At 68.0% G+C, this 19,911-nt stretch carries 27 protein-coding genes; 15 read left to right on the top strand and 12 right to left on the bottom strand.

Annotation, left to right across the window (positions count from 1 at the left end; all coding sequences use genetic code 11):
* The first annotated feature begins 6 nt into the window (after positions 1 to 6).
* Both BMX43_RS07200 and BMX43_RS07195 read left to right on the top strand, forming a co-directional pair.
* On the top strand, positions 7 to 1,212 hold the full coding sequence (locus BMX43_RS07200; protein ID WP_091299363.1) for a DUF1501 domain-containing protein: 1,206 nt from the start codon (positions 7 to 9) through the stop codon (positions 1,210 to 1,212).
* Positions 1,213 to 1,272: 60 nt separating this feature from the next.
* A complete protein-coding gene (locus BMX43_RS07195; RefSeq protein WP_091299359.1) occupies positions 1,273 to 1,983 on the top strand; it encodes a GNAT family N-acetyltransferase in 711 nt (236 codons plus the stop codon).
* Here BMX43_RS07195 and BMX43_RS07190 read toward each other — a convergent pair.
* Positions 1,904 to 2,728 (bottom strand): response regulator, encoded by an 825-nt coding sequence (locus BMX43_RS07190; RefSeq protein ID WP_245749406.1) that lies wholly within the window; start codon positions 2,726 to 2,728, stop codon positions 1,904 to 1,906. The two genes, BMX43_RS07195 and BMX43_RS07190, sit on opposite strands and share 80 nt — an antisense overlap.
* Positions 2,729 to 2,926: 198 nt before the next feature.
* On the opposite strand from BMX43_RS07190, the gene mce reads away from it, so the two are divergent.
* On the top strand, positions 2,927 to 3,331 hold the full coding sequence (gene mce, locus BMX43_RS07185) for a methylmalonyl-CoA epimerase (protein ID WP_091299356.1): 405 nt from the start codon (positions 2,927 to 2,929) through the stop codon (positions 3,329 to 3,331).
* Positions 3,332 to 3,334: 3 nt separating this feature from the next.
* On the top strand, positions 3,335 to 3,622 hold the full coding sequence (locus BMX43_RS07180) for a DUF1467 family protein (protein WP_091299352.1): 288 nt from the start codon (positions 3,335 to 3,337) through the stop codon (positions 3,620 to 3,622).
* A 152-nt stretch (positions 3,623 to 3,774) separates the two neighbouring features.
* Here BMX43_RS07180 and BMX43_RS07175 read toward each other — a convergent pair whose 3' ends face one another.
* Both BMX43_RS07175 and BMX43_RS07170 read right to left on the bottom strand, forming a co-directional pair.
* Positions 3,775 to 4,461, bottom strand: a complete 687-nt coding sequence (locus tag BMX43_RS07175) for an EI24 domain-containing protein (protein WP_091300140.1) — start codon at positions 4,459 to 4,461, stop codon at positions 3,775 to 3,777.
* Positions 4,462 to 4,463: 2 nt separating this feature from the next.
* Positions 4,464 to 5,042, bottom strand: a complete 579-nt coding sequence (locus BMX43_RS07170) for a nitroreductase family protein (protein WP_091300134.1) — start codon at positions 5,040 to 5,042, stop codon at positions 4,464 to 4,466.
* 168 nt (positions 5,043 to 5,210) lie between these two features.
* Here BMX43_RS07170 and BMX43_RS07165 point away from each other — a divergent pair, with 168 nt between their 5' ends.
* From BMX43_RS07165 to BMX43_RS07150, 4 genes are all read left to right on the top strand, one after another.
* Positions 5,211 to 5,672, top strand: a complete 462-nt coding sequence (locus BMX43_RS07165; RefSeq protein ID WP_091299349.1) for a transglycosylase SLT domain-containing protein — start codon at positions 5,211 to 5,213, stop codon at positions 5,670 to 5,672.
* 4 nt (positions 5,673 to 5,676) lie between these two features.
* Positions 5,677 to 5,940, top strand: a complete 264-nt coding sequence (locus tag BMX43_RS07160) for a DUF167 domain-containing protein (RefSeq protein WP_091299346.1) — start codon at positions 5,677 to 5,679, stop codon at positions 5,938 to 5,940.
* 186 nt (positions 5,941 to 6,126) lie between these two features.
* Complete coding sequence (locus BMX43_RS07155; protein WP_091299342.1) at positions 6,127 to 6,756, top strand: GcrA family cell cycle regulator; 630 nt, start codon at positions 6,127 to 6,129, stop codon at positions 6,754 to 6,756.
* A gap of 81 nt (positions 6,757 to 6,837) precedes the next feature.
* Positions 6,838 to 7,242 carry a PaaI family thioesterase gene (locus tag BMX43_RS07150; protein ID WP_091299339.1) on the top strand — a complete coding sequence of 135 codons (405 nt, stop codon included), beginning with the start codon at positions 6,838 to 6,840 and terminating at the stop codon, positions 7,240 to 7,242.
* A gap of 72 nt (positions 7,243 to 7,314) precedes the next feature.
* Here the strand turns inward: BMX43_RS07150 and glpX are convergent, their stop codons facing one another.
* The 4 genes from glpX to BMX43_RS07130 form a co-directional block, all read right to left on the bottom strand.
* Positions 7,315 to 8,280, bottom strand: coding sequence for a class II fructose-bisphosphatase (gene glpX / locus BMX43_RS07145; protein ID WP_091299336.1), 966 nt, complete (start codon positions 8,278 to 8,280; stop codon positions 7,315 to 7,317).
* Positions 8,281 to 8,397: 117 nt separating this feature from the next.
* The gene (locus BMX43_RS07140) at positions 8,398 to 8,802 is read right to left on the bottom strand and encodes a VOC family protein (RefSeq protein ID WP_091299333.1); all 405 of its coding nucleotides are present in this window, start codon (positions 8,800 to 8,802) and stop codon (positions 8,398 to 8,400) included.
* Positions 8,803 to 8,806: 4 nt separating this feature from the next.
* The gene (locus tag BMX43_RS07135; RefSeq protein WP_091299330.1) at positions 8,807 to 10,102 is read right to left on the bottom strand and encodes a homoserine dehydrogenase; all 1,296 of its coding nucleotides are present in this window, start codon (positions 10,100 to 10,102) and stop codon (positions 8,807 to 8,809) included.
* A gap of 67 nt (positions 10,103 to 10,169) precedes the next feature.
* The gene (locus BMX43_RS07130; RefSeq protein ID WP_091299327.1) at positions 10,170 to 10,457 is read right to left on the bottom strand and encodes a hypothetical protein; all 288 of its coding nucleotides are present in this window, start codon (positions 10,455 to 10,457) and stop codon (positions 10,170 to 10,172) included.
* A gap of 142 nt (positions 10,458 to 10,599) precedes the next feature.
* On the opposite strand from BMX43_RS07130, the gene BMX43_RS07125 reads away from it, so the two are divergent.
* From BMX43_RS07125 to BMX43_RS07105, 5 genes are all read left to right on the top strand, one after another.
* Positions 10,600 to 11,202 carry a TetR/AcrR family transcriptional regulator gene (locus BMX43_RS07125; RefSeq protein ID WP_091299324.1) on the top strand — a complete coding sequence of 201 codons (603 nt, stop codon included), beginning with the start codon at positions 10,600 to 10,602 and terminating at the stop codon, positions 11,200 to 11,202.
* 156 nt (positions 11,203 to 11,358) lie between these two features.
* On the top strand, positions 11,359 to 12,540 hold the full coding sequence (hflK, locus tag BMX43_RS07120; RefSeq protein ID WP_091299320.1) for an FtsH protease activity modulator HflK: 1,182 nt from the start codon (positions 11,359 to 11,361) through the stop codon (positions 12,538 to 12,540).
* A gap of 1 nt (position 12,541) precedes the next feature.
* Entirely contained in the window at positions 12,542 to 13,438 is an 897-nt protein-coding gene (gene hflC, locus BMX43_RS07115) for a protease modulator HflC (RefSeq protein ID WP_091299317.1), read from the top strand.
* A 276-nt stretch (positions 13,439 to 13,714) separates the two neighbouring features.
* Positions 13,715 to 15,193 carry a Do family serine endopeptidase gene (locus tag BMX43_RS07110; protein WP_425431785.1) on the top strand — a complete coding sequence of 493 codons (1,479 nt, stop codon included), beginning with the start codon at positions 13,715 to 13,717 and terminating at the stop codon, positions 15,191 to 15,193.
* 176 nt (positions 15,194 to 15,369) lie between these two features.
* Positions 15,370 to 15,762: an acyl-CoA thioesterase gene (locus BMX43_RS07105; RefSeq protein ID WP_091299310.1), complete on the top strand. Its 393-nt coding sequence runs from the start codon at positions 15,370 to 15,372 to the stop codon at positions 15,760 to 15,762.
* A 17-nt stretch (positions 15,763 to 15,779) separates the two neighbouring features.
* Here BMX43_RS07105 and BMX43_RS07100 read toward each other — a convergent pair whose 3' ends face one another.
* Both BMX43_RS07100 and BMX43_RS07095 read right to left on the bottom strand, forming a co-directional pair.
* On the bottom strand, positions 15,780 to 16,418 hold the full coding sequence (locus tag BMX43_RS07100; RefSeq protein ID WP_091299306.1) for an HD domain-containing protein: 639 nt from the start codon (positions 16,416 to 16,418) through the stop codon (positions 15,780 to 15,782).
* Positions 16,419 to 16,421: 3 nt separating this feature from the next.
* Positions 16,422 to 16,961, bottom strand: a complete 540-nt coding sequence (locus tag BMX43_RS07095) for a peptidoglycan-binding domain-containing protein (RefSeq protein WP_091299301.1) — start codon at positions 16,959 to 16,961, stop codon at positions 16,422 to 16,424.
* 174 nt (positions 16,962 to 17,135) lie between these two features.
* Between BMX43_RS07095 and BMX43_RS07090 the strand changes: the two genes are divergently transcribed.
* Entirely contained in the window at positions 17,136 to 17,459 is a 324-nt protein-coding gene (locus BMX43_RS07090; RefSeq protein WP_091299298.1) for a 2Fe-2S iron-sulfur cluster-binding protein, read from the top strand.
* A 39-nt stretch (positions 17,460 to 17,498) separates the two neighbouring features.
* On the opposite strand, the gene BMX43_RS07085 is transcribed toward BMX43_RS07090, so the two are convergent.
* The 3 genes from BMX43_RS07085 to BMX43_RS07075 are packed head-to-tail and all read right to left on the bottom strand — an operon-like array spanning position 17,499 to position 19,132.
* Positions 17,499 to 18,161 carry an SDR family NAD(P)-dependent oxidoreductase gene (locus BMX43_RS07085; protein WP_091299294.1) on the bottom strand — a complete coding sequence of 221 codons (663 nt, stop codon included), beginning with the start codon at positions 18,159 to 18,161 and terminating at the stop codon, positions 17,499 to 17,501.
* Positions 18,161 to 18,583, bottom strand: a complete 423-nt coding sequence (locus BMX43_RS07080) for a DUF1178 family protein (protein ID WP_091299292.1) — start codon at positions 18,581 to 18,583, stop codon at positions 18,161 to 18,163. The genes BMX43_RS07085 and BMX43_RS07080 overlap by 1 nt, the downstream gene beginning before the upstream one ends.
* Before the next feature lie 60 nt (positions 18,584 to 18,643).
* On the bottom strand, positions 18,644 to 19,132 hold the full coding sequence (locus BMX43_RS07075) for an NUDIX hydrolase (protein ID WP_091299289.1): 489 nt from the start codon (positions 19,130 to 19,132) through the stop codon (positions 18,644 to 18,646).
* A 205-nt stretch (positions 19,133 to 19,337) separates the two neighbouring features.
* Here BMX43_RS07075 and BMX43_RS07070 point away from each other — a divergent pair, with 205 nt between their 5' ends.
* On the top strand, positions 19,338 to 19,868 hold the full coding sequence (locus BMX43_RS07070; protein ID WP_425431792.1) for a glutathione peroxidase: 531 nt from the start codon (positions 19,338 to 19,340) through the stop codon (positions 19,866 to 19,868).
* Positions 19,869 to 19,911: the final 43 nt, after the last annotated feature.

The following is a 19,911-nucleotide window of genomic DNA, read 5'->3' as shown; positions in this document are numbered from 1 at the left end:
GCGGAGATGGCAGACCTGAACCGGAGGCTTTTTCTGCGCGGCGGGGCGGCAACGCTGCTCGGCTGTTCGGCGGCGGCGCATCCGTGGCTGACCACGGTGACGCTGGCCTCGGGGCGGGCGGCGCTGGGCGACAACCGGCTGGTGGTGGTGATCCTGCGCGGCGCGATGGACGGGCTGGATGTGGTGCAGCCGCTGGGCGATCCGCTGCTGGCGCGCTATCGCCCGACGCTGGGGGTGGAAACCGGGGCGCAGACGCTGACCGGCTATTTCGGGCTGCATCCGGCGCTGGCCGGGCTGCTGCCGCTGTGGCAGGCGGGCGAGGTGGGCTTTGTTCATGCGACATCAACGCCTTACCGCGACAAACGCAGCCATTTCGACGGGCAGGACATTCTGGAGGCAGGCACCGGGCGCGACGTGCCCGAACCCGAGGTGCGCGACGGCTGGTTGAACCGCCTGTTGCAGGCGGTGCCGGGGATCGAGGCGGAAACCGCCTATGCCATCGGGCGCGAGGCGCTGCCGCTGCTGGCGGGGGCGGCACGGGCGCGCAGCTGGACGCCCGAGTTGCGGCTGACCCTGTCGCCGCAAAGCCGCCGCTTGCTGGAGGCGGTCTATCACGACGACCCGCTGTTTCATGAGGCGGGCATGGCCGCGCTGGAGCTTTCTGCCGAGTTCGTGCCCGGCAAGATGGCGCCCGTCGCCCCCGGCAAGGGCAAGCAGGCCGAGATCGACCGGCTGGCGGGCTTTGCCACCGACCGGCTGCTGGGCGAGACACGGATCGCCGCCTTCTCGCTGGCGGGGTGGGATACGCATCGCCAGCAGGCCGGGGCGCTGGCGCCCAATCTGGCGCAGTTGGAGCGGCTGATCCTGCAATTGCGCGCCGGTCTGGGTGATGTCTGGGGGCAGACCACGGTGTTGGCGATGACCGAGTTTGGCCGCACCGTGGCCGAGAATGGCACGCGCGGCACCGATCACGGCACGGGCGGCGCCATGGTGATGGCGGGCGGCGCGCTGAAGGGCGGGCGGGTGCTGGGGCGCTGGCCGGGGCTGGAGGAGGCGGCGCTGTATGACCGGCGCGATCTGATGCCCACCTCGGACGTGCGGGGCTGGGCGGCCTGGGCGATGCGCGGGCTGTATGGGCTGGAGCGGGGCGTGCTGGAAGGCGCGGTATTCCCGGGGCTGGAGATGGGCGACGATCCGCGGCTGTTGCGCTGAACGGCCATTGCGGGCGCCGGGCGGCCCGCCTAACCTGCCGCAAAAGCAGCGGAGGCAGGGATGATGCAGCGTGAAATCGGGTCGGTGGTCGCAGGCTTTGCCCCGCCGCCGCATCCGGCAGAGGTGGTGCTGGAGGGGCAGCATGTGCGGCTGGAGCCACTGAACGCCGATGCCCATGCCGCCGATCTGCACCGCGCCTTTGCCGGGGATGACGCGCTGTGGGATTACTTGCCCTACGGCCCGTTCGGCGGTGCCGCGGCCTATCACCGCTGGGTCAAGGACCATGAGACCAGCCGCGACCCGGTGTTCTTCGCGCTGCGCGATCTGCACAGCGGGCATTTCTGCGGTGTCACCTCGTTCCTGCGGATCGACCAGGGTAACGGGGTGATCGAGGTCGGGCATATCTGTCTGGGGCCGGAACTGCAGAAGACCCGGGCGGCGACCGAGGCGTTGTTTCTGATGATGCAATGGGTGTTCGAGGCGGGCTATCGCCGCTTTGAATGGAAGTGCAACGCGTTGAACCTGCCGTCGCGGCGGGCGGCGCAGCGGCTGGGCTTCAGCTATGAGGGCGTGTTCCGCCAGCACATGATCCAGAAGGGCCGCAACCGCGACACCGCGTGGTTTGCGATCATCGACAGCGAATGGCCCGGCCTGCGCGAGGCGTTCCGCGCCTGGCTGGCACCGGAGAATTTCAGCGACGCGGGGCAACAGCGGGAACGGCTGGCCGATCTGACCGGGCTGGTGCGGGCGGGCAGCGATCCGTTGCTGTAAGCGGGCAGGGTGGGGCATCAGGCGGGGCATCGGGCGGGGCGATGAGCGGCGCACTGCCCGGGGCAAGCCGGCGGTCCAGCAGCGCGCCGAGCCGTTCTGCCGCCCCGCTGCCCCGCTGCAACAGATCGCGCGCCGCCTCCTCCAGCGGGTGATCCTGGGCGATGCGGGCGATGCCCTGCACGAAACCGGCGACAAAGGCGGGGTCGCGCCGCCCGATCAGGGCGGCGGCGTGGCGCAGGTCTTCATGCAGCGCCAGCGGATCGGGCGGGGCCAACGTCTCGTCCTCGCTGTCGGCCAGCGGTGGGCCATGGCCGCCGAGATGACCCAGAAGCAGCTGCTGGAAACCGGCCAGGCCGGGCAGGGGCTTTTCCACAAACCCGTCGGCCCCTGCGGCCAGCGCCCGCGGGGCCGCCCCGCTATCGCCGCTGAGGCCCAGCAGCACCGGGCGGACGGTGCGGGCGGCCAGTTCAGCCAGCAAATCCTCGCCCCGCCCATCGGGCAGGCCGAGATCGACAAGGATCAGATCGGGCCGATACAGCCGCAGATGCGCCCGCGCGCCCGCCAGCGAATCAGCCCGCCGCAACCTTGCGCCGGACCGCTGGCAGAGCAGGCGCAGCGCATCGCAGGTGAAGCGGCTGTCTTCGACCACCAGCAGCGTCAGCCCGGCCAGCGGGCGGGTGCCACCGGCAAGGCTGGCGGGAAGCTGCACGGGCATGGCGCCAAGCGGCGCGGCGGGGGCGGGCATGGCGACTCCTTTCCCTTGGGTTGCCGTCATCTCAACCCAAACCCGCTAACATCCGGTAAATTTCCACCCGCATCGCCGCGAAATCGTCGCAGGTTGCACGCCGCGCTTGCACGGCGCGGGGGCGCACCGCATAAGCCCGCACAGAGGAAATCGCATGGGGCATGGCCCGCCCCGCAAGCTTGGCAAGGAGAGCGCAGGATGATCGGACGTCTGAACCATGTGGCAATCGCGGTGCCGGATCTGGAGGCTGCCGCCGCGCAATACCGCAACACGCTGGGCGCGCAGGTGAACCCGCCGCAGGACGAGCCGGACCATGGCGTGACGGTCGTTTTCATCGAACTGCCCAATACCAAGATCGAACTGCTGTATCCGCTGGGCGAAAATTCCCCCATCGCCGGGTTTCTGGAAAAGAATCCGGCCGGGGGCATCCACCATATCTGCTATGAGGTGGACGACATTCTGGCGGCGCGCGACAAGCTGAAAGCCTCGGGCGCGCGGGTGCTGGGCTCGGGCGAGCCGAAGATCGGGGCGCATGGCAAGCCGGTGCTGTTCCTGCATCCGAAGGATTTCAACGGCTGTCTCGTGGAACTGGAGCAGGTCTGAGCCATGACAATCACCGCCGCGCTGATCCTGTTCGCCATCACCTGGTTCATGGTGTTCTTCATGGTGCTGCCGATCCGCTTCACCTCGCAGGCGCAGGCGGGCGAGGTGGTGCCGGGCACGCCGAAATCGGCGCCGTCCGACCATCTGGTGGGCAAGAAGGCGAAGATCACCACCCTGATCGCGCTGGTGATCTGGGTGGGGCTGGTGTGGTTCATCACCAGCGGCGTGGTGACGCTGCGCGACATCGACTTCAACAACATTCTCGGGCCGGAGACGGCGACCGGCGAGTGAGCGGGGCGGGCTGACCCCCTCCCCAACCCTCCCCCTGCAGGGGGAGGGAGCGCGTTGTGCTTGGGGGTGGGGGCATCCCCTCACTTCGCGGTATCCCCCTCACCCTGCCCTCTCCCCCAAGGGGAGAGGGGGTGTTGTGCTTGTGTGGCCTGTCAGCCCCGGTTCAGGCGGTGGAACAGGTGGGTGAAGGTGGCGACGCCCAGCACCGGCACCACGAGGTTCAGCACCGGGATCGACAGCGGGGCGGCCATCAGCGTGCCCGCAATCCAGATCGTGGCGGTATGGCGGGCGCGTAGCGCGCGGGCGCCCTGGCGGCCAAGGCGGCGCATGGCGACCAGCGTGAAATATTCGCGCCCCAGCAGGAAGCCGTTCAGCGCCCAGAACACCACCGGGATCAGCGGACCGACAAAGGGATAAAGCAGCAGCGCCAAGGCGTTGGCGAAGATCAGCAGGCCGAACAGATTGGCCGCGTCGATCAGGCTGTCGGACAGGGGCACCGGCTGCGCGGGCGGCAGGGTGGGATAATGCCGATCCTCTACCGCGTCGGTGACGCTTTCCAGAAACAGCCCGGAAAACAGCGCGGCGACCGGCATCATCAGAAAGACCGACAGCCCCATCATCACCAGAACCGACCCGATGGAGGCCGCCAGATCGACCCCGCCAACCGGGCCGAGGAAGGGCAGTTCCACCGTGGCGGGCACCAGCCAGCCGATCAGGGTGAAGGTGCCGACGGTGACGCCGATCAGCAGCGCCAGTGCCAGCCCGACCCCCAGCGCCACGACCCGCAGAAAGCGCGGATCGTGGATCTGGCCAAGGGCCTTGGCGAAATCGGAAAAGATCATCATGCGGTCAGCCAGCGGGTGAGGGCGGCCACATCCGGGCGCGGGCGTTCGGGCGGGGTGGGGCCTTCGGTGCCGATATGTACGATGCCCGCCACGCGTTCCTGCGGCGCAAGGTCGAAGGCCGGTTCGGCAAAGCCGCGGTCATGGCTGACCCAGCCGGTCAGCCAGCAGGCGCCCCAGCCCGCCGCCTCGGCCGCGTTGACAAGGCCAAGGCAGACGGCCCCGGCCGACAGGGTCTGTTCGATGTCCGGCACCTTGTCCTGCGCCTTGGGGCTGGAGATCACCACCACGGCCAGATGGCCCTGATCGAACTGGCCGCGCCCCTTGGCGATGCGCTGGTCATCGCCGCCCGTCGCGCGGGCCCGGGCCTCGGCCATGTCGGCCAGCCGGGCCATGGCGGGTTTGGTCAGCACCAGCAGGCGCCAGGGTTCCAGCTTGCCATGATCGGGCACGCGCAGCGCGGCGGTGAGGATCGGGGCAAGCTGTTCGGCGGTGGGCACCGGCAGCTGCAGCGTCTTGGCCGGGCGCGAGCGGCGGGCGAGCAGGAAGTCGAGGGCGGCGGGGTTGGGTTGCAGCATCGGTTTGTCCTTCGGGTGCCGCAGGTTGCGGCGCTTCGGGCGCAAGATAGGGGGTGCGGGCGGGCGGGGGAAGGCCGGGAGGCGCAGAAAGCGGGTGCGGTAGCCGGGGGCTTTTCGTGCGGCAGGCAAGGCGGTATCAGGGGGCAGACCCAGAACCGGAGCCTTGCCATGACCGACCTCACCCGCCGCGCCGCCCTTGGCCTTGCGCTGATCCTGCCTTTGGCGGCCTGTGGCGGCGGCAAGAAAAGCGCGCCGGAGGAAAAGCCGCCCGCCGGATCGGACGAGGTGCAGCGGCTGATCCGCAAATATGCGGAACATTACGACATTCCGGAACGGCTGGTGCATCGGGTGGTAAAGCGCGAAAGCAACTATAACCCGGCGGCGCGGCATGGGCCTTACCTTGGCCTGATGCAGATCCAGGCGGCCACGGCCCATACGATGGGGCATCGCGGATCGCCCGAAAGCCTGCTGGATGCGGAAACCAACCTGAAATACGGGGTGAAATATCTGCGTGGCGCCTGGCTGGTGGCGCGCAAGAACGAGGACCGGGCAGTCAGCTGGTATTCGCGCGGCTATTATTACGAGGCCAAGCGTATGGGACTGCTGAAGGAAACCGGGCTGCGCGCCTGATCCGATGGCCAAGATCGCCCTTCCTGATCTGAGTGCGCTTGCCGTGCCGGGGGCCGAAATCGCGGTGCGGGTGACGCCGCGCGCGTCGCGCAATGGGCTGGTGGTGGAGGGCGCGGCGATCAAGGTGCTGGTGACGGTGGTGCCCGAAGATGGCCGGGCCAACCGCGCGGTGGTGGAGTTGCTGGCCGAGGCGCTGGGGGTGGCGAAGTCGCGGCTGACGCTGATCCGGGGCGCCACGGCGCGCGACAAGGTGTTCCGGCTGGCGTGAGCCCTGCGGGCGAGCGCCAGCAGGGCGCCCCTGCGGGGCGAGCCTCCGGCGGGAGTATTTGGGCCAGGATGAAGGTGGATTGCGGCTTTCTGTGCAGGGCGCTTGTAACTGCGGGGGGCGGCGGATAAAATGGCCTCTGACCCTGCGCGGCCTGGTGGCTGCGGGCAATCCAAGCCGGAGAACAGCATGTCCTGGACCGACGAGCGCGTCGAGACGCTCAAGAAGATGTGGGCCGATGGCCAGAGCGCGAGCCAGATCGCCAAGGAACTGGGCGGTGTGACGCGCAATGCGGTGATCGGCAAGGTACATCGTCTGGGCCTGTCGAACCGTGTGGGCGGCGCGGGCGGCAAGGAAGAGGAAGAAGAGGTCGTGGCAGAGACTGCCGCGCCGCGTGTCGAGCCGCCGAAACCGGCCCCCGAGCCGGTGGCCGCAGCGCCGCGCGCCGAACCGCCGCGGGCCGTCCCCGAGCCGCGCGTCGCCGTGCCGCCGCAGGCCGCGCCTGCCGCTGCCACGTCGGTGACGCCGCTGCCGGTGCGCAAGGCGATCATTCCGGCGGGCCAGCCGCTGCCGCCGCAGCCCTCGGCCAACGAGATCAGCCCCGAAGCGCTGGCCTCGGTGCGCGAGGTGGAAAAGCGTGCCAAGCGGCTGACGCTGATGGAACTGACCGAGCGGACCTGCAAATGGCCGATCGGTGATCCGGCGACAGATGATTTCTGGTTCTGCGGCTTGCCGAGCCAGGCGGGCAAGCCCTATTGCGACGCGCATGTGGGCGTGGCCTTCCAGCCGATGAGCGCACGGCGCGACCGGCGGCGCTGAGACCGCGCAACAGTTTGGGCGCCCGCCGGGAACGGCGGGCGTTTTCATGTCTGCGGCAGTTTAGGCAAATCGGGGGCGGGGATGACTTACGACGAGATCGCACAGGCGCAGCCGCCTTTCGCGCAATTGCTGGGGGTGCGGATCGTCTTCGCCGACCCCGACCGGGTGGAGGCGGAACTGCCGGTCACGCCGCAACTGGCCAATCGCAATGGCATGTTGCATGGCGGCGCGGTGATGGCACTGGCCGACAATCTGGGCGGCACGGCGACGTTTCTGAACCTGAAACCGGGCGAGGGCACGGTGACGGTGGAAAGCAAGACCAACTTCTTCCGCCCCGTGGCGATCGGCGAGCTGGCGCGGGCGGTCTCACTGCCCCTGCACAAGGGGCGCAAGACCATGGTCTGGCAGACGACGATCACCCGGGCCGATGGCAAGATCGCGGCGCTGGTGACGCAGACCCAGATGATCCTGCAAGGGCGCGACTAAGCAAAAAGGCCCCCGTCGCCGGGGGCCTTTTGCAATCGCGATGTGCCGGGCTTATTTCGCGATGTGCCGGGCTTATTTCACCGGGCTGCGATAGGTCATCCGCCGCACCGAGCCGGTTTTCGACCGCATCAGCAGCGTTTCGGTGGTCACCCAGCCCGGTTCACGCTTGATGCCGTTCAGGATGTTGCCATGGGTGACGCCGGTGGCAGCAAAGATCACGTCCGAGGTGACCAGTTCGTCGCGGGTATAGATGCGGTTCAGGTCGGTGATCCCGGCCTTGGCGGCGCGGCCGCGCTCGTCATCGTTGCGGAACAGCAGCTTGCCATACATCTGGCCGCCCATGCATTTCAGCGCCGAGGCCGCCAGCACGCCTTCGGGGGCGCCGCCCGAGCCCATATACATGTCGATCCCGGTGATTTCCGATTCTGCGCAATGGATCACGCCGGCCACGTCACCATCGGTGATCAGCCGGATCGCGGCGCCGGTGGAGCGGACTTCGGCAATCAGATCCTCGTGGCGCGGGCGTTCCAGAATGCAGACGGTGATGTCGGCGGGGGTGCAGCCCTTGGCCTTGGCCAGTGCGGCCACGCGTTCGGCAGGGCTCATGTCCAGCGTGACGGTATCGACGGCATAGCCCGGCCCGATCGCCAGTTTCTCCATATACACATCCGGCGCGTGCAGCAGGGTGCCGCGCGGCGCCATGGCGATCACGGTCAGCGCGTTGGGCATGTCTTTCGCGGTCAGCGTGGTGCCTTCCAGCGGGTCCAGCGCGATGTCAACGGCGGGGCCGTTGCCGGTGCCGACTTCCTCGCCGATATAGAGCATCGGCGCCTCGTCGCGCTCGCCCTCGCCGATCACCACCACGCCGGCGATGTCGAGCAGGTTGAGCTGGTCGCGCATGGCGTTGACGGCGGCCTGATCGGCGGCCTTTTCATCGCCGCGCCCGATCAGCGTGGCGCTGGCCAGGGCCGCAGCCTCGGACACGCGGGCCAGACCCAGCGAGAGCATACGATCCTGAAATTGCTTGGCATCAGCCATCTTGAAATCCCCGTTCGGTGAAGGCGGTTTGCCCTGTGGTAACGGCGGGGCGCGGCCTCGGCAAGGCCGCTTGCGCAAACGTCCCGAGCCAAAGCGGTTCGGGTCGGCAAAGCGCCGTCAGCCTGCCACAGCTTCGGGCAGGTGGCAGACCAGGCACAGCTTGTTACCATCGGGGTCGCGCAGATAGGCGCCGTAGTAATCGGGGTGGTACTGCGGGCGCAGGCCGGGCGGGCCGTCGCAGGTGCCGCCATGGGCCAGGGCTGCCGCATGGGCGGCGCGCACCGTCGCGCGGTCGGGTGCCGCAAAGGCCACCATCGCGCCATTGCCGGGGGCGGGGGCCTTGCCGTCAAACGGCTGCATGATCATGAACAGTGGGCGCCCGCCCGCTGCGGGCTGCCATGCCGCCCAGGGCTTTGCCGGATCGACAAAGCGTTCGGCATGGCCAAGGGCGGCCATGACAGGGCGCCAGAAGCCAAGCGCCCGCCCGAAATCCGAAATCCCGAGCGTGACATGGCTGAACATCGGCTCAGACCTCTTCGATGCGGATCGCGACCGGATCGCCGATCAGCACGCCGGTCGCGCCAAAGCGGCCCATCGCATGGGCCACATCGGCGGGTGCTGCCTTGTGGGTGACGAACAGCACCACGGCATTGTCATCCTCGGCGCCCGGCTGGTTGATCTGGCGCATCTGGTCGATGGAGATCCCGGCCTCGCCCAGACAGGTGGCGATCTTTGCCAGCGCGCCGGGTTTGTCCAGCAGGGTCATCCGCATGTAATAGGGGGCGGGCGTGGCAGAGCGCGCGGGCACGGCATCGGCCAGCGTGGCGGCGGGCTGGCCGAAGGTCGGCAGGCGCAGGCCGCGCGCGATGTCCATCACATCGGCCATCACGGCGCTGGCGGTCGGGCCTTCGCCCGCGCCGGGGCCGCGCAGCACGATCTGGCCGACGCTGTCGCCTTCCAGAACCACCATATTGGTGCCGCCCTGCAATTGCCCCAGCGGGCTTTTCTTCGGCACGAGGCAGGGGGTCATGCGCTGTTCCAGTCCGCGCCCCGACATCTGCGCCACACCCAGCAGCTTGATGCGATAGCCCATCTGATCGGCATGGCGGATATCGTCGATGCTGACGGCGCCGATGCCTTCCAGCTCGACCGCGTCGAAATTCACCTTGGTGCCGAAGGCGATGGCGGCCAGCAGGCTCAGCTTGTGGCCCGCGTCGATCCCCCCCACGTCAAGGTTGGGATCGGCCTCCAGATAGCCCAGTTGCCGGGCTTCCTCGAACACCACCGCATAGGGCAGGCCTTCGGATTGCATCCGGGTCAGGATATAGTTGCAGCTGCCGTTCATCACGCCCATCACCCGCTTGATGCGGTTGGCGGAAAGCCCTTCGGTCAGCGCCTTGATGACGGGGATGCCGCCCGCCACCGCCGCCTCGAACCGGATCAGACGGCCTGCCGCCTCGGCGGCCTCGGCCAGCGCCTGACCGTGATGGGCCAGCAACGCCTTGTTGGCACTGACCACATCCTTGCCTGCGGCAATCGCGGCTTCGGTTGCGGCCTTGGCCGGGCCGTCATGGCCGCCCATCACCTCGATGAACACATCCACATCGTCGCGCTGCGCCAGCGCCACCGGATCGGTTTCCCAGGCATAGCCCGACAGATCGGCGTCGCGGTTCTTCGTGCGGTCGCGCGCGGAAACGGCGGTGATCACCACCGGGCGGCCGGTGCGCATGGCAAGAAGGTCCGCGTGGGTCTGGACAATCTTCACCACTCCGATGCCGACGGTGCCAAGACCGGCGAGCCCGAGACGCAGAGGCGCAACCATGATAATCTCCGTATTTGCTCGGTCGTTGCTGTAGCCTGTCACATCGCGCGGTGCAATCGCGCGCGGCCTACCCTGCGGCGGCCAACAGCAGGCGCGCGCGGGTTTCGGGGTCGTTCACCGGGCCGCGCATCAGGGCGGCGCGGGCGCGCAGCGCCGCCGCACGGGCGTTGAGGCTGGATTCCGAGGCAAGCGCTGCGGCGGCAAGGCCGGGCTGGGCCTGCCGCAGCAGATCGTCCAGCGGCAGGATCACCGGCGGCGCGCCGCGCCCGACCGCCTCGGGCGTATCGATGCGCGGCATCGGGGCGCAGGCGGCCAGCGCCAGCAGGCAAGGCAAAAGGGGGCGCAGGGGGAACATCGGGCCTCGGTCACATGCGGCGCCGGGGGCGCGGAACTGGCGGCAGCATAGCGGCAAAGCGGGGCGCACGGCAACCGCAAGCGGCGGCGGGGCCAAGACTGGCCGGGGTTGAATTGAACGGCTGGTCAGTTACCATGGCGCCATGGCACGCAAAACGGGATCCCATTCCGAAATCACCGGCCCGCGCATCCGTGCCGCGGCAGAACACCTTTTCGCCCGCCACGGCTATGCCGCCGTGTCGATGCGCCAGATCGCCGCCGAGGTGGGGGTGCAGGCCGGGGCGCTGTATCTTTACACGCCCGACAAGCAAAGCCTGCTGGCCGATCTGATGCGCGCCCATCTGGAAGGGCTGTTGGCGGCTTGCGCCGCCTTGCCCGAAGCCCCCGGCCCCGAGGCGCGGCTGGCGCAATTCGCCCGCTTCCACATCGGCTATCATATCGAGCGGCCCGATGCCGTGTTCATCGCCTATATGGAGCTGCGCAATCTGGAACCGGCCAATTTCGCGGCCATCGAGGCGCTGCGCCGCCAGTATGAAGACCGGCTGGAGGCGATTCTGCGCGACGGTCGCGCGGCGGGTGCCTTCACCATCCCCGATACCAAGCTGGCCACGCTCGCCCTGATTGCCATGCTGACGGGGGTGACGAACTGGTATCGCGAAGGCGGGCGCCTTGGCCGCGCCGAGGTGGAGGCAATCTATGCCGACATGGCGCTGAAGGCCGTGGGGGCCACAGGCATTGCGGGCTGACGGCCGAAAGGCCCGCCCGCCTAACACCTGCCCGCAAACGGGCGCGCCTGCCCGACCCCCGGCCTGCGGCTTCACGCCCCGCCTGTATCGTTCGGGCTTGATTTTCGCGCCAAAATGCCCAGTTAGCTTGAAAAGGAACTGGATAGGGAAAAGTCGATGGCGAATGGGGGGCCTTGGGGCGGCGGCGGCGGCGGTGACAACCGCGATAACCGCAACGACGGGCGGAATGACGGACGGGGCCCGCGCAGGCCCGGCGGCGAAGGTCCGCAAATCCCGGAAATCGACGAAATCGTGAAAAAAGGGCAGGAACAGCTGCGTGTCCTGATGGGCGGTCGTGGCCGTTCGGGCGGCGGCGGCGGTGGCCCTGGTGGCGGGGGCGGCGCGATGGGGCCGATCCTGTCGAAACAGGGGCTGGCCCTGGGGGCACTGGCGGCCGTGGCGCTCTGGGGCTTCATGTCCTTTTACACGGTGAAACCCGAAGAACGCTCGGTCGAGCTGTTTCTGGGCGAGTTTTCCGCCATCGGCAATCCCGGCCTGAATTTCGCGCCCTGGCCACTGGTCAGCGCCGAAATCGTGCAGGTCACCGGCGAACGCACCGCCGATATCGGCATGGGCGCCGTGGGGTCCAACGATAGCGGGCTGATGCTGACGCGCGACCAGAACATCGTGGACATCGAATTCCAGGTGGTCTGGAACGTGTCCGATCCGGCGGCCTATCTGTTCAACCTGAAAGATCCGGCAGATACGATTCGCGCTGTGGCGGAATCGGCGATGCGCGACATCATTGCGCGCTCGGAACTGGCGCCGGTGCTGAACCGCGACCGCGGCGTGATCGCGTCGGATCTGCGCGCGGCGGTGCAGGGCACGCTGGACAGCTATCAGGCCGGCATCAACGTGGTGCGCGTGAACTTCGACCGGGCCGACCCGCCAAGCGAGGTGATCGGGGCCTTCCGCGAAGTGCAGGCCGCCCAGCAGGAACGTGACCGGCTGGAAAAAGAGGCTGATGCCTATGCCAACAAGGTAACGGCAGGGTCACGCGGTGAAGCCGCGCAACTGGTCGAAGGGGCCGAGGCCTATCGCGCCCAGGTCGTCAACGCCGCACAGGGCGAGGCGAGCCGGTTCCTTGCCGTCTACAACGAATACATCAAGGCGCCGGATGTGACGCGCAAGCGCATGTATCTGGAAACCATGGAAGGGGTGCTGGGCCGGATGAACAAGGTCATCCTCGACGGTGTGAACGCGGGCGAAGGCGGGCAGGGTGTCGTGCCCTTCCTGCCGCTGAACGAGCTGGCCCGCCCGGGCGGCGCGACCGCAGCCACCGTGAAGGGGGGGAACTGACATGGCAAAAGCTGCCTTCATCCTGCCGGGCGTCTTCCTGCTCGGTGCCCTGGCGCTGTCTTCCGTCTTCGTCGTGGACGAGCGTGAAAAAGTGCTGGTGCTGCAATTCGGTCAGGTCCGGCAGGAAATCAATACGCCCGGCCTCGGCTTCAAGATCCCGCTGATCCAGGAAGTCGTGCGCTACGAGGACCGGATCCTCGGCCTGCCGACGCAACCGCTTGAAGTCACGCCGCTGGATGACCGCCGCCTCGTGGTCGATGCCTTTGCCCGCTGGCGCATCGTGAACCTCGTCGATTTCCGCGAGGCGGTCGGCCCCGGCGGCACCGATGCCGCACAATCGCGGCTGGACCGGATCATCAACGCCGCCATCCGCGAGGTTCTGGGGTCGGTTCCCTCGGGCGCCGTGCTGTCGGAAGACCGCACCGGCCTGATGAACAAGATCCGCGACATCGCCCGGCGCGAGGCGGCCAGCCTTGGCGTCGATGTGATCGACGTGCGCCTGACCCGCACCGATCTGCCGGATCAGAACCTCGCCGCCACCTTCGCCCGGATGCGGGCGGAACGCGAACGCGAGGCGGCGGATGAAATCGCACGTGGCAACGAGGCGGCCAGCCGCGTCCGCGCCACCGCCGACCGCACGGTGGTCGAGGTCACGTCCGAGGCGCGCAAACAGGCCGAGGTGATCCGCGGCGAAGCCGATGCGCAGCGCAACGCGATCTACGCCGAGGCGTTCGGGCGCGACCCGGAATTCTTCGCCTTCACCCGCTCGCTCACCGCGTATGACCGGGCGCTGACGGCGGGCAATTCCTCGATCGTGATGTCGCCTGACAGCACCTTCTTCACCTATCTGCGCAGCGAACAGCCGCCAGTCCCGGCACTGGCCGCGCCGCAAGACTGACACTGCTTTCATCTTGGCAAAAATATCCCCGCCGGAGGCCACGTGCCGCAGGCACGCCAAAGAAACCACACCGCGCCCTTCGGGGCGCGGTTCCGTTTGACAGGCCGCCCGGCTGGGCGATCCGATGATGGGCTCACGACAAATGAAACATTGAATCACATGCTCTTGACGCGCCGCGACAGGGTTTGCATTGCGCAGACGAACGCTTACCTGTTGGGTGTGAATGGGCCCGAAACGATCCGGGCGGGAGAGATGCGACCGAAAGGAGTTCTTGCGGTGCAAGCGAAAGCGATTTCCATTGAGACGGGGCCGATGATGGCGGCGCGGCAGCGCGGCCTGCGGCTGATGGGGGCGGCACTGCTGGGGCTTGCCCTTGCCCTCGGGCCGGCCGGGTTGCTCGAGGCGCGGGCGGCGCCCGAAAGCTTTGCCGATCTGGCGGCACAAATCAGCCCCTCGGTGGTGAACATCACCACCTCGGCGGTGGTCGAGGCCTCGACCGAAGACATGCCGCAACTGCCGGAAGGCTCGCCCTTCCAGGATTTCTTCGATCAGTTCCAGGACAAGGACGGCAATGGCGAGCCGCGCCGGTCCGAGGCGCTGGGCTCGGGCTTCGTGATTTCGGAAGACGGCTATATCGTCACCAACAATCACGTCATCGAAGGCGCCGACGAGATCTCGGTCGAGTTCTTTTCCGGCGATACCCTGCCCGCGAAACTGGTGGGCACCGATCCCAAGACCGATATTGCGGTGCTGAAGGTGGAAAGCCCGAAACCGCTGCCCTTCGTCAGCTTCGGCGACAGCGATCTGATGCGGGTCGGCGATTGGGTTCTGGCGATGGGCAACCCGCTGGGGCAGGGCTTCTCGGTGTCTTCGGGCATCGTCTCGGCCCGCAACCGCGCGCTCAGCGGCACTTATGACGATTACCTGCAGACCGATGCGGCGATCAACAAGGGCAACTCGGGCGGGCCGCTGTTCAACATGGATGGTCAGGTGATCGGGGTGAATACCGCGATCCTGTCGCCCACCGGCGGCTCGATCGGCATCGGCTTCTCGATGGCGTCGAATGTCGTTACCAAGGTCGTCGATCAACTGCGCCAGTTCGGCGAAACCCGTCGCGGCTGGCTGGGCGTGCGCATTCAGGACGTGACGCCCGATGTGGCCGAAGCCATGGGTCTGGGCACCGCCAAGGGCGCGCTGATCACCGATGTGCCGGAAGGCCCGGCCAAAGAGTCGGGCATGATGGCGGGTGATGTGATCACCAGCTTTGACGGCAAGGAGATCAAGGATGTCCGCGATCTGACCCGCCGTGTCGCCGACGCCCCGGTGGGCGAGGCGGTGAAGGTGATCGTGCTGCGCGAAGGCAAAAGCGAAACCCTGTCGGTGACGCTGGGCCGCCGCGAAGAGGCCGAGGCCGCAGAGGATGCCGCCACCCCCGACGCCAAGCCCGAAGCGCCCGCCATGGCCGAGGTGCTGGGCCTGACCGTCGCCCCGGTGACCGAGGAAGACATTGCGGAACTGGGCCTGCCCGTCGGGGCCGAGGGCCTGCTGATTTCCAAGGTGGATGCCATGTCCGAGGCCTATACCAAGGGCCTGCGCGAAGGGGATCTGATCACCGAGGCGGGGCAACAGAAGATAGCCACGCTGAAGGATCTGCAGGATCGCGTGGCCGAGGCGAAAGAGGCGGGGCGCAAATCCGTGCTGCTGCTGATCCGCCGCGGCGGCGACCCGCGCTTCGTGGCGCTGTCGGTGGATTGAACCGCCGCTCTTGCACCGCCGATCACGCAGGGCGCCCGGACGGGCGCCCTGTTCTTTTGATGTGCCCGTCCTTTTGATGAGCCTGTGCCATTTTGCCGCAAGGCCGCTTGCGTCTGATGCTGCAGCGCCGCATGATCGGTTGGCCATGCCCGCCGGGCGAAGTCAGAGGACGCAGGATGACGCAGCCCCCCGATACCCCGCCCGCGCAAGAACCGGTGATCCGCACCATTGCCATGCCCGCCGACACCAACCCTTCGGGCGATATTTTCGGCGGCTGGCTGATGGCGCAGATGGATCTGGCGGCGGGCAATCTGGCCGGGCGCATCGGCAAGGGCCGGGCGGCCACCATCGCGGTGGATGGCATGACCTTCCACAAGCCGGTCAAGGTCGGCGACGAGGTGTCGCTTTACGCCGATCTGGTCGCCACCGGCCGCACCTCGATGCGCATCCATGTCGAGGCCTGGCGCCGCCCGCGCTATGGCACCGACTGTACCAAGGTCACCGATGCGATCTTCACCTTCGTCGCCATTGATGCCGAAGGCCGCAGCCGCCCGATTCCGAAGGACTGATCCCGAAGCGCTGGGGCCTAGCCGATCTCGCGCAGCAGGCGCGCGCGGAACGCCTCCATCCACTCGGCCCCTTGCTGCGCCAGCTCGCGCCCTTCGGCGGTCTGCATCGCCTCGGCCACCGGGAACAGTTTCACTTCCAGATGGTCCAGCGCGAAGGCGCGGTCGTCCAGCGCGCGGCGCTGCGCCAGCGGGTCTTCTGGGTCGAACAGCCCGCCCCCCAGCGCGCCCGCCACATAGAACATCCGCGCCAGACCCAGCGCCCCCAGCGCCTCCAGCCGGTCGGCATCCTGCAGGATGCGCGCCTCCGGCGTCTCGGGGGGCACACCGGCGGAAAAGCTGTGCGCGGTGATCGCATGGGCCACGGCGGGCAGCTTTTGCGGCGGGAAATCGGTGCCCGCCAGATAGGCCACCGCCACCTCGGCCGACAGGCGCGAGGCTTCGGCCCGGTTGGGCGCGTTCTTCGGCAGGTTCACCACGTCATGGAACATCGCGGCGGCCAGCAGCACCTCCAGATCGGCGCCGCCTTCGGCCCGCGCGATCTTCTGGCAATTGCGCCAGACCCGGCGCAGATGCGCCAGATCATGCGCCCCATCGCTTTGCCCCGCCCAATGGCGCAGCACTTCGGCCTCGTAGGCGGCCTGACGGTCGGTCGTCATCGGTCAAAGATCCTTCAGATCGGTCGCCACCAGCCCCAGCGCCCGCGCCGCCTTCAGCGACAGCACCGGGCTGTCGAGCCCCAGCGGTTCCTGAAACCGGCGGATCGCGTCGCGGGTGGCCTCGTCCAGCGCGCCGGTGACGGGCTGCAGGTAATAGCCCCGCGCCTTCAGCGCCCGCTGCACCGAGGCGATGAAGCTGACCGACAGTTCTTCGGGGCAGGGGGTGCGGAAATGCACCGCCGTGCGGTCGCGCACGATGCGTTGCCGGGCTTCACTGTGATAGCTGGCCGGGCGCAGCACCCGGCCCTGCGCATCGCGGAGCTCGGGGGTGACCAGCACCTGTTCGGTTTCCGTCTCGATGATCGCGGGGGTCACGTCGGTCGCCCAGCATTCGCCCGGCCTGTTGGCGGGGGGCGGCGCGTCGGGGGTGGCGGCGCGGCGGATCTCGCGCCCCAGATCGGCGGTTGCAGGCGCCTCGGGCACCGGGCCGGACTGGCAGGCGGCCAGCAACAGCGCCGCACTGATTGCGATGGGTCTGATCATCCTGACTGCCGGTTCCGCCCTGATCCTGCCGGGCCGGTCTGCGGCCTGCGAAAGCCAAGGATAGCGGCAATTTAGCTGCTGCGAAAGGGCCTGCGGCAGTGCGGCACCCACTGGCAATGGCAGATGTTCTGCCCTATGTCTCGGGTCAGCGATGGATTTCATAAGGCCCGGCACATGGCGAAGATCACCTATGTTGAATTCAATGGCACAGAGCATGTCATCGACGTGGCCAATGGCCTGACGGTGATGGAAGGCGCGCGCGACAATGGCGTGCCGGGGATCGAGGCCGATTGCGGCGGCGCCTGCGCCTGTTCCACCTGCCACGTCTATGTCGCGGCCGACTGGGTGGAAAAACTGCCGAAGAAAGACGCGATGGAAGAGGACATGCTGGATTTCGCCTGGCAGCCCGATCCGGTCCGCTCGCGGCTGACCTGCCAGATCAAGGTGAGCGATGCGCTGGACGGGCTGGTGGTGAACCTGCCCGAAAAGCAGATCTGACGCCGCTTTGGCCGGGGCGCCCTCGCGGCCCGGCTGCGCTCAATAGGGGTGGGGGCGCCCGTCCCAGGTTTCAAAACAGCCTGCGGTCATCGGGGTCAGCGCGGCCAGCCGCTCCATCAACCCCCGCGCGGCCTCGCCTGCGCTGATCTCGGCGCCGCGCCCGCCCATGTCGGTCTGTACCCAGCCGGGGTGATAGATGCCGACGGCGATCCCCTCGCCGCACAGGTCGGTCGCCAGATTGCGGCCAAGGTTCAGCACCGCCGCCTTGGACGCCCGGTAGGCATAGCTGCCCCCCGGCGCCCGCGTGGTGGACCCCATCTGCGACGACAGGATCATCACCTTGCCCCGCGCGGCGTGCAGGTTGGGCAGCAGTGTCTGCACCGTCAGGAATGTGCCAGTGACATTGACCGCGAAACTTTCGGCCCACAGGTCCGGCGGATAGCCGGTTTCCAGGCTCTGCCCCCGGTCGCGCAGCACCCCCGCATTGCAGATCACCGCCTCCAGCGGCAGCCCGCCCAACCGCCGCGCCAAGGCGAGATGCGACGCGGCTTCGGTCACCTCCAGCCGTTCCCAGCGGATGGCGGGCAGGTCTGGCGGCGTGCCGCGTGTGGTGCCGATCACCTCCCAGCCCTGCGCGGTGGCCAGCCGGGCCAGCGCCAGCCCGATGCCGCGCCCCGCGCCGGTGATCAGCATCCGCCGCATCAGTTGGCTTTCCGCCCCGGCAGGAAGGGCAGGGGGGCCACCGGCACGCCGTCTTCGATCAGCTTGCGCGCCTCGTCGGGTTTGGCCTCGCCGTGGATCGCGCGTTCGGGGGCATTGCCGGCATGGATGCGCCGCGCCTCGGTCACGAAATTCACGCCGACATATTCCGAATTCGCCTCGATCTCGCGGCGCAGGGCGGCCAGTGCCGCTTCGGCGGGATGGGCGGGGGTGGACAGCGGACGCTCCGCCCCGGTGCCCTTGAGCGCCACCTGCGGCGCCATCAGCGCCTTTTCCACCTCGGTTCCGCCACAGATCGCGCAAGACACCAGCCCGCGCGCCTGCAGAGCGTCGAACGCCGCCGACGAGGCGAACCAGCTCTCGAAATCATGGCCTTGGGCACAGTGGAGCGAATAGCGGATCATGCGATGTAACCGACGGATGACGGGCTTCTGTCTGACAGATGGCCCGCTTGCGCCGGGAAATCAAGCGGCGGTCGGCGGTTCTGCCAGATGGCGGGGCAGATGGGCCAGCAAGGCCTGCAATTCCGGCTCTGCCACCTTGCGGGCGGCCTTGCGCGGCGAAAACCACTTGCGCTTGCGCTGCCCGGCTTCGGGAAAGCGGTTGGCCAGCGCATCGACCTTCAGCGGATAGACGGCGACGAGGCAGGGAACACTGGCGCGCGGGCCGGGCAGCTTGCCCAGGGCCTTGTCGTAGGAATACAGCCCCAGACAATGCGGATCGGCGCGGCCTTCGACCCCCGCCTCCTCCCACGCCTCGCGCGCGGCAGAGTGTTCGGGCGGCAGGTTCTTGATCGGCCAGCCCTTGGGGATGACCCAGCGCCCGGTCTCGCGGCTGGTGATCAACAGCACCTCAAGCCCTTCCTTGCCGTCACGCCAGCACAGCGCCCCATATTGGGTGCGCAATTCTGCCTCGACCGCAAGCGGTGCAAAGAGATCGGCCTTGATCGTCATGGGTGCTGCGTGCCTGTCCTGCCTGCGGGTCGTTTCTGGTTTTTGCAAGGATAGCGCCTTGATCCTTGTCACGAAATAGGCACGATCCGGCAAATTGCAAAAACCTTGTGCCGAAAGCGGCTTTCCGCAGGTTTGACGGCACGGGCTGGCGCATTATTTCATCATCTGGGGTTCACAAGTTTCAAGGAAAGGGCGGTTCATGCAGATGACGCGGCGCGGGATGCTGGCGGGGGCGGGGACACTCGCCCTCACAGGGGCGGCGCGGGCCGGGCAGGTGCCGGCCTTCCGCTTTGACAATATCGACGGCGGCAGCTTCGATCTGGGCGCCTGGCGCGGCCAGCCGGTGCTGGTGGTCAACACCGCCTCGCTGTGCGGTTTCGCCCCGCAATTCGACGCGCTGCAGGATCTGCAGGATCGCTATGCCGCGCAGGGGCTTGTCGTGCTGGCCGTGCCCTCCGATGATTTCCGGCAGGAACTGGCGGATGAGGCGGCGGTCAAAGACTATTGCGAGGCGAATTTCGATCTGACGCTGCGGATGACCGGCATCACCCGGGTGAAAGGGCCGCAGGCGCACCCGTTCTATCGCTGGATGGCCGATACGCATGGCTTCACCCCCGGCTGGAACTTCAACAAGGTGTTGCTGGGCCGCGACGGGCTGCCGCGCGGCACATGGGGGGCGCCGGTGGCCCCGCTGTCGCGCCCGATCCTCTCGGCGGTCGAGGCTGCGCTGGCGTGACCGGCGCAACCGCCCTCCGGCCACGGCCGACGCCACTGGGCCC

The sequence above is a fragment of the Gemmobacter aquatilis genome (assembly GCF_900110025.1).
Lineage (GTDB): Bacteria > Pseudomonadota > Alphaproteobacteria > Rhodobacterales > Rhodobacteraceae > Gemmobacter > Gemmobacter aquatilis.
This window is presented reverse-complemented; position numbering and strand designations above follow the sequence as displayed.